The following is a 7,484-nucleotide window of genomic DNA, read 5'->3' on the forward strand; positions in this document are numbered from 1 at the left end:
AGAAAAATTCACGGTCTCTACGCCGTTCATTTTTTTCGCATGCTGCAAACGATGATCGACGTTATCTACGGCAATTACACGTTTAGCACCTTTCATTTTGGCAAATTTTTGTACAAATAATCCGATAGGGCCAGAACCCAATACGATCACTGTATCTCCTGGTTTCATACCACTATGCTCTACACTCCAATATGCTGTTGGCAGTACATCCGATAGAAATAATACCTTTTCATCCGGTAGATTACTTTCAGGAACAACAAAAGAAGTAAAATCTGCAAATGGGACACGTAAGTATTCAGCTTGCCCTCCAGGGTGATTTCCGTTCATTTTACCAAAACCGAACAATCCGCCTTGATCAAACGTTGGATTAGGGTTGGAATTGTCACATTGACTTTCCATATGATGAGCACAGAAATGACAATCTCCACAACCAATGTTGAAAGGGATAACAACTCGGTCGCCTTTTTTCACTTTGGTCACTGCAGAACCAACTTCTTCTACAATACCCATAGGCTCATGCCCTACTACATAGTCTTCTTCCATGACCGGTTTCCCGTTATGGTATAAATGCAAATCAGAACCACAAATAGCTGTTGCTGTAATGCGAACGATCATATCGGTTGGTTCTTCAATCGTAGGATCCGGGACCGTTTTGACTTCCATTTTTTCGTTTCCTTGCCATGTTACTGCGCGCATAGAATCTCTCCTTCATATAAAAGTGATAGTTTCATATTTTAAAGTAGTTTATCATCTGGTTTTATATAAGTCAAAAGTTATGTAATCGGTTAAGTTTTAACTTCTCTATTTTCGTACCACTATAGCTGTGCCATAGAACTTTTCTCATAAACGACAAGGGATTCTTGCTACTAAAGCTAGCATTGAAAGGTCGCTAACAGTGAATAATTATTCTATGACTGATACGGATATATAGCTTAGATAAATAAGCCCTAACACTCTATGTAAGTTATATGTTATTTTCGCTCCTATTTGATATTAAATACCTTTTTCCCAGTATGTATTTAGTAAAAAATTACACTCCTCACTACACTTTATAGTAAGGAGTATCTATTCAACTATTTAAAAAAACATTGCTGTCTTCATTTAAAAAAAGTGATAAACTTATTTAAAAATAGACCATTAACACGCTCCTGAACAAATTAACCACAATGATTAAATAAAAGAGGATGAAAAATATGGAATATGTTGAACAAAAATTTTACTATCATAATGATCAAGAAGTATCCACAGACAACTTGCATCCATTTGAACAATTAACAGGAAAAAACGTGTATGAAGTGATTCGCGTTAGAGAAGGCATACCTTTGTTTTTGGAAGATCATTTGCGCCGATTCAGAGCGTTTGCTCTAGCTGTCGGCATTCCTTTAACAGATTCAGATGATATTTTAATCAATCGGTTATACCAACTTATAGATAAGAATGGTGCCTTTGATCAAAATATCAAATTGATCTGGAATAAAGACATTGGTTTACTGGCTTTCTTCACTAAAAGTTCTTATCCGCCTGCGAGCTATTATCAAAATGGCATTAAAACAACTTTGTTGAATTTGGAAAGAGAAGATCCGAATATCAAGATCCAACGTGAAGAGTATCAAAAAACTGTACTAGCGGAACGAGAAAAAACAGGTTCATATGAAGTGCTGTTAGTCGACCAAGAAGGTAACGTCACAGAAGGTAGTCGTTCAAATTTATTTGTTGTTAAAGGGGATAAACTCTATACTTCTCCTGCTAAAAATGTTCTTTTAGGTATTGTCCGTTCTAAAGTTGTAGCTATTTGCCAACAACAGCAAATTGATATTATTGAACAAAATGTTCCTGTGACGGAATTAAATACTATCGATGGCGCTTTTATTTCAGGAACGGGTAACGATGTATTGCCTATAGCTTCCATCGATTCCATCCCATTAGAGTCGATAAAAAAACCGGTCATTTCGTCAATTATGCGTGAATACGATCGCTTAGTGAAACAGTATATTGCCTCTAAAAAAGATACTCAAAAAGGAGATTGCAAAACAACTTAGTCTCCTAACAAAAAACCTTCAACTCATTCTAAACCAGAAAGAGTTGAAGGTTTTTTATCCTTTTAAAAAGCATAGTGAGTCAAATACCTTACTAGATTAGTGACACACAAGAATTAAATGAGTGACTCACCATCTATCAAAATTATAACAAAATAAAAAAGTTATCTACGCTAAATGCAAAGTTGACGGTGAATTTATTTTTAGAGCTAGGTATTTCCTAGCTCCTTTTTTTATCAAGGATGACCATCAGGTTATTCAATAACGAATGCATCTAAAGTTGCCATATCAGCTTCAGAAATTTCGAAATCTAATTCAGCATTGGCAAGAATGTATTCTTCGTGAACTGATTTTGGTAGAATGATGTGGCCTTTTTGCAAAGGATAACGATAGCATAATTGTGGTACGGATACCCCGTATTTGTCTGCAATCGCCTTGATATCTTCGTTGCCTAATAAGCGGCCTGTACCTAGTGATGAGTAGCCTTCAACGATGATGTCGTTAGCTTCACAGTAAGATACAATATCGTCTTGCGTATAGCCAATGTGGTACTTGATTTGGTTTACCACAGGTTTAATATTTGTGTTTTCGATTAAGTGTTGTAAGTCATCGGCGTTAAAGTTTGAAACCCCGATTGCACGGACTAAGCCTTTATCATACAACTCTTCTAAAGCGCGCCATACTTGGATATTTTCTTCATAGAAGCTTGGACGTTTTTCATCAGTTCTTGAGAAAAAGCGCCAAGGTGTTGGACAGTGGACTAATAATAAGTCTATGTAGTCAGTATCTAAGTCTTTCAACTCTTGGTAGAAGTTGTCCATAGCCGCTTCATAAGTTTTCGATTCCCCACGAACCTTAGTTGTGATGAAAATGTCTTCACGGTTAACGTTTGAAGATTTAATCCCTTCACCAATCCCTTTAGAGTTTTCGTAGGCATGAGCACCGTCAATGTGTTTGTAGCCATTGTCTAGGGCAAAACGGACTGAACTCACCGCTTCAGCAGTCGGTGTTTGCCAAGTCCCTAATGCAATTTGTGGGACTTCTACCCCATTATTTAAGGTTAATGTTTGATTTAATAAATTCATGTAATTTCCCCTTAATACGTATTCAGTTTCCACTGTGCCTCCATTATAAGCGCATTCATTCATTGAACCAAATAAAAGCCCTTATTTTGTAAAAAGATAAGGGCCTTACTTATGATAAAAAAACTAGTTTTTAAGTGATTGAATTGGTGCTGGAATACGACCACCACGGTGGATAAAGGTATTAGGAGAAGTTCGATTTACTTGCATAACAGAAGCTTCACCGAACAAACCACCAAAGTTCAAGACTTCATCATCACGGCGACCTATAGCTGGAATCACACGAACAGCGGTTGTTTTAGAATTAATCATCCCAATCGCTGCTTCATCGGCAATAATCGCTGAAATAATTTCAGGCGTTGTATCACCAGGAATAACAATCATATCTAAACCAACTGAACATACAGCTGTCATAGACATTAACGTTTCAATATTTAAAGTACCGTTAGCTGCAGCTGCAATCATCCCTGCATCCTCACTTACTGGAATGAAGGCACCTGATAAACCACCAACATTTGATGATGCCATGATACCGCCTTTTTTAACTGCATCGTTTAGCATAGCTAGAGTCGCTACTGAACCATGGGCACCCACTTGGTCTAAACCAATTTCTTCTAAGATGTGAGCTACAGAATCGCCGACAGCTGGCGTAGGCGCTAATGATAAATCTACAATTCCAAAAGGTACACCTAGCATATTAGAGGCTTCTGTCCCCACTAATTGTCCCATACGAGTTACTTTGAAAGCTGTTTGTTTAATAGTATCCGCAACTGTTTCAAGAGATGCATCTTTTGGCAATTCTGCAAGAGCATTGCGGACAACACCTGGTCCAGAAACCCCAACGTTAATCACAACATCCGGCTCCCCTTGACCGTGGAAGGCACCAGCCATAAATGGATTGTCTTCAACAGCATTACAGAAGACGACAATCTTAGAGGCCCCCATGCTTTCATTATCTTGGGTTAATTCAGCCGCCTTACGGACAACCTCACCCATGATTTTAACAGCATCCATGTTGATCCCTGCACGTGTTGACCCAATATTAACGGATGAACAAACGTGGTCTGTTTCAGCCATCGCTTGTGGAATTGATTCGATTAAAGCACGGTCCCCAGCAGAAAATCCTTTATGAACTAAGGCTGTATACCCACCGATATAGTTGACGCCAACTGTATTGGCTGCCTTATCTAAGATATGGGCATATTTTAACGGGTCGCCACCTGAAGCCGCTAATAATTGAGAGATTGGGGTTACAGCAATCCGTTTATTGACAATTGGAATCCCGTATTTCTCTTCAATTTCTTCACCGGTTTTCACCAAGTCTTTGGCAACAGTAGTGATTTTATCGTATACCTTTTGACAGGCACGGTCGATATCTGGATCTGCACAGTCAATCAGTGAAATCCCCATTGTAATTGTTCGAATATCTAAATTGTTGTCTTTAATCATTGAAACTGTTTCAATGATATTATTCATTTCTAGCATGTTTGTTTCTCCTCAACTGACTTAAATTTTATGCATGGCATTAAAAATATCTTCGTGCATTACATAAACTTCCATCGCAGTTAATGCATCTTTAATTTCTTTTTTAAAGTCCTCAAATTCAACGTTTAAACCATCAATATTGACGATCATCACCATGGTAAAAAGGTCTTGCATGATTGATTGCTCAACATCTACAATATTTGCGTTTAATTCAGCACATTTAGTGGCTGCTGTCGCTAAAATACCAACCTTATCCTTACCAATTACTGTAATTACTGCTTGCATATTATCCCATCCTTCAATTGATTTATCCCCTTATTTAATGCAAATCCCTCTGACAACTTAAATAAGGTTCTTGTTTTTTCTTTTGCCAAGTACATATATCTACTAATCAAAATAAACAAAATATCATCCTATTATAATCTATGCCATTTGAAAACAAAATCAAAAGATGACATTCTCACAAAAAAGCTGACATTTAAAGGGGAATTCGATACAAAATCAATCCCTTATTGCATTTTACAAAAGTCATTTTAGTAAAGGCATTGTAAATCCCACGCTTCTTAGCATGCTCCTACCTACTGCTATTATTCGTAGTCAACGCCCTCTGTCCAGGCAGTCTCCAAATAATCCGCATAGGTAAATTCTTCTGTATAAGTCATCATCCTGTCATGAATGGTTTCAACCCAAGCAGCTTGATCATTATCTTGCCCCTTATAATCCGCTAGTGGAACACTTTCGTATGAAGTCTCGTGAGCTGTCCCTGAAAAATAAGTCGGCATGAATTTCCCGACGCTCACTTGTACTTCACCGTTTTCGTCACGGGTAAAAGTCACCTCATGAATGCCCCCAAGTTTATTATCATCTGCAACTTGACCAGTCATAAATGACGCTTGCGAATAAATCACATAGGTATCCTTGTCATTCAACCAATTCACTGGCTGTAAATCATGTGGGTGTCCACCAATCACCAATTTTACACCAGCATCTGCCAAGGCCTGGGTCACAGCGATTTGTTCATCATCCGGCAACGTCCCGTATTCAGTCCCCAAATGTAAGGACACAACAACCGCATCTACTTGGTCATTCAATGCCGCCACTTCTTCAAGCATCACTGGTAAATCCGCATAGTTAACCACCCACGGCTCATCTTCGGGCGGAACCATGCCGTTGGTCCCATAAGTATAAGCCAGAAAGCCCAACTTAATCCCATTTTTCTCGACAATCCTTGCCGTGTCATGGTCTTCTTGACTACGAAAAGCCCCGTAATACATGAGCCCAGCTTCATCCAGATAGTCCATAGTGATGTTAGCTCCGTCCGCAAACTGGTCCAGCGTATGGTTGGTCGCAGTTGACACACCGTCAATACCAGCCCTCTTCAAAGACCCAAGAATGGATGAAGGCATATTGAAATTCGGATAAGTCGCCACCGGCAATTCAGGATAGGCCGCAGGAATCTCCAGGTTGGCCACTGTATAATCTGCATAAGATGTAAATGGCGCAATTTTAGCAACCATAGGGTCAAAATTATAGTCCGAAACACCTAGATCAACCGCCATGTCCCCATTATTTGAACCATGGGCAATCAAATTGTCTCCAGTTAGAGCACCCGCATCCTGTAGTGAAGCCGTTTGATTCGCAAACACCTCCGCTGTCGTATCCGCTGTTGCTGTCACCTCCGAATGGATCAAAACATCTCCAACCGACCGCAAGACAAAAGTCCCATCCTCACCCTGCCACTGGTCTTCAGTTTCCTTAGCCGGCAGATTTGATAAAAAGGACGGCACTTGTATGACTGGCGTATCGTTTCCCCCTTGTTCATCCCCGTTTTCATTGGCGTTACTTGGTGAAACAATCCCCTTGTAGGCAAGTGCAATGCCCACTAGACAGACTAGTCCAATGGCTATAATCATTAGTAATATTCGGTTACCCTGGCTCAACTTATTCTTCATCTAAATCCAACACCTCTCCCAATTCATTACATTAATGATAATGGAAGAATTTTCAAACAACAAGGTAAAAAAAAGACCTTCAAAGCATTTCGCTTTGAGGGCCTTTCTCACTTTATGCATCTTTGGTTGAATCACGTAAAACAAATTTATGTGGTAAGGTTACATGGTTTTCGATTTCTTCTTCTTTGTTCATTAATTTTGTTAAGATACGCATTGAAACGGCACCAATATCATATAAAGGTGGTTCAATTGACGTTAAAGTTGGTCGAACAACTTCAGTTAGGGAAGTGTTGTTTGACGTCACAATAGCGAATTCTTCTGGTACTTTCACACCATTATCCACCATATGGTTTGTTACTTTAACCGCTAACTCATCACCAACGACAACGATACCGTCAGCTTTTGAATCACGGATTTGTTGGGCAATGTCTTCACCGTTTTTGAAACGAGAGTCTTGCACTTCAAATAATAATGATTTGTCCAATTCTTTACCAGCTTCTTCTAAAGCTTTTAAGTAACCATTGTAACGGTCTAGGTTATTGTTAAAGTATGGTTTAGCCGCTAGGAAACCAATATTTTTGTATCCTTGTGCAAATAGACCTGAAACAGCTTCATAGAAAGCTTGTGTGTAGTCGATATTTACAGAAGGAATTTCGCCTTTATCATCGTTTAAACCGGCTAATACAAACGGTGTGTTTGTACGGTTGATTTCTTCACGAACAGAGTCAGATAATTGGTGACCCATGTAGATAACACCATCTACTTGTTTTGCTAAAATATTAGAAAGAACTTGTGATTCTTTTTTATTATCTGCATTATCTAGAATAATGTTGTATTTGTACATTGAGGCAATATCATCAATCCCTAAAGCTAAAGCACTAAAGAAATTATTCGTGATATCTGGTAATAATACCCCAACAGTTGTCGTC

7 protein-coding genes are annotated in these 7,484 nt (G+C 38.8%); 1 reads left to right on the forward strand and 6 read right to left on the reverse strand.

From position 1 onward, the window contains the following. A partial coding sequence (locus ACRCJ0_RS07680) for an alcohol dehydrogenase catalytic domain-containing protein (RefSeq protein ID WP_431390080.1) occupies window positions 1–696 on the reverse strand: 696 nt, incomplete at its 3' end. A gap of 497 nt (window positions 697–1,193) precedes the next feature. Here ACRCJ0_RS07680 and ACRCJ0_RS07685 point away from each other — a divergent pair. Further along, window positions 1,194–2,039: an aminotransferase class IV gene (locus ACRCJ0_RS07685; RefSeq protein ID WP_269104463.1), complete on the forward strand. Its 846-nt coding sequence runs from the start codon at window positions 1,194–1,196 to the stop codon at window positions 2,037–2,039. Window positions 2,040–2,290: 251 nt separating this feature from the next. Here the strand turns inward: ACRCJ0_RS07685 and ACRCJ0_RS07690 are convergent, their stop codons facing one another. The 5 genes from ACRCJ0_RS07690 to ACRCJ0_RS07710 all read right to left on the reverse strand — a co-directional run. Next, complete coding sequence (locus ACRCJ0_RS07690) at window positions 2,291–3,121, reverse strand: aldo/keto reductase (RefSeq protein ID WP_026466178.1); 831 nt, start codon at window positions 3,119–3,121, stop codon at window positions 2,291–2,293. 123 nt (window positions 3,122–3,244) lie between these two features. Then, complete coding sequence (locus ACRCJ0_RS07695; RefSeq protein WP_418151553.1) at window positions 3,245–4,603, reverse strand: PFL family protein; 1,359 nt, start codon at window positions 4,601–4,603, stop codon at window positions 3,245–3,247. A 21-nt stretch (window positions 4,604–4,624) separates the two neighbouring features. Beyond that, window positions 4,625–4,888: an ACT domain-containing protein gene (locus ACRCJ0_RS07700; protein ID WP_069285509.1), complete on the reverse strand. Its 264-nt coding sequence runs from the start codon at window positions 4,886–4,888 to the stop codon at window positions 4,625–4,627. 302 nt (window positions 4,889–5,190) lie between these two features. Continuing rightward, window positions 5,191–6,555 (reverse strand): CapA family protein, encoded by a 1,365-nt coding sequence (locus ACRCJ0_RS07705; protein ID WP_069285510.1) that lies wholly within the window; start codon window positions 6,553–6,555, stop codon window positions 5,191–5,193. Window positions 6,556–6,667: 112 nt separating this feature from the next. After that, window positions 6,668–7,484, reverse strand: an 817-nt coding sequence (locus ACRCJ0_RS07710; protein WP_431390081.1) for a substrate-binding domain-containing protein, incomplete at its 5' end; no start/stop codon positions are given.

This window comes from Aerococcus sp. L_32 (assembly GCF_050689315.1).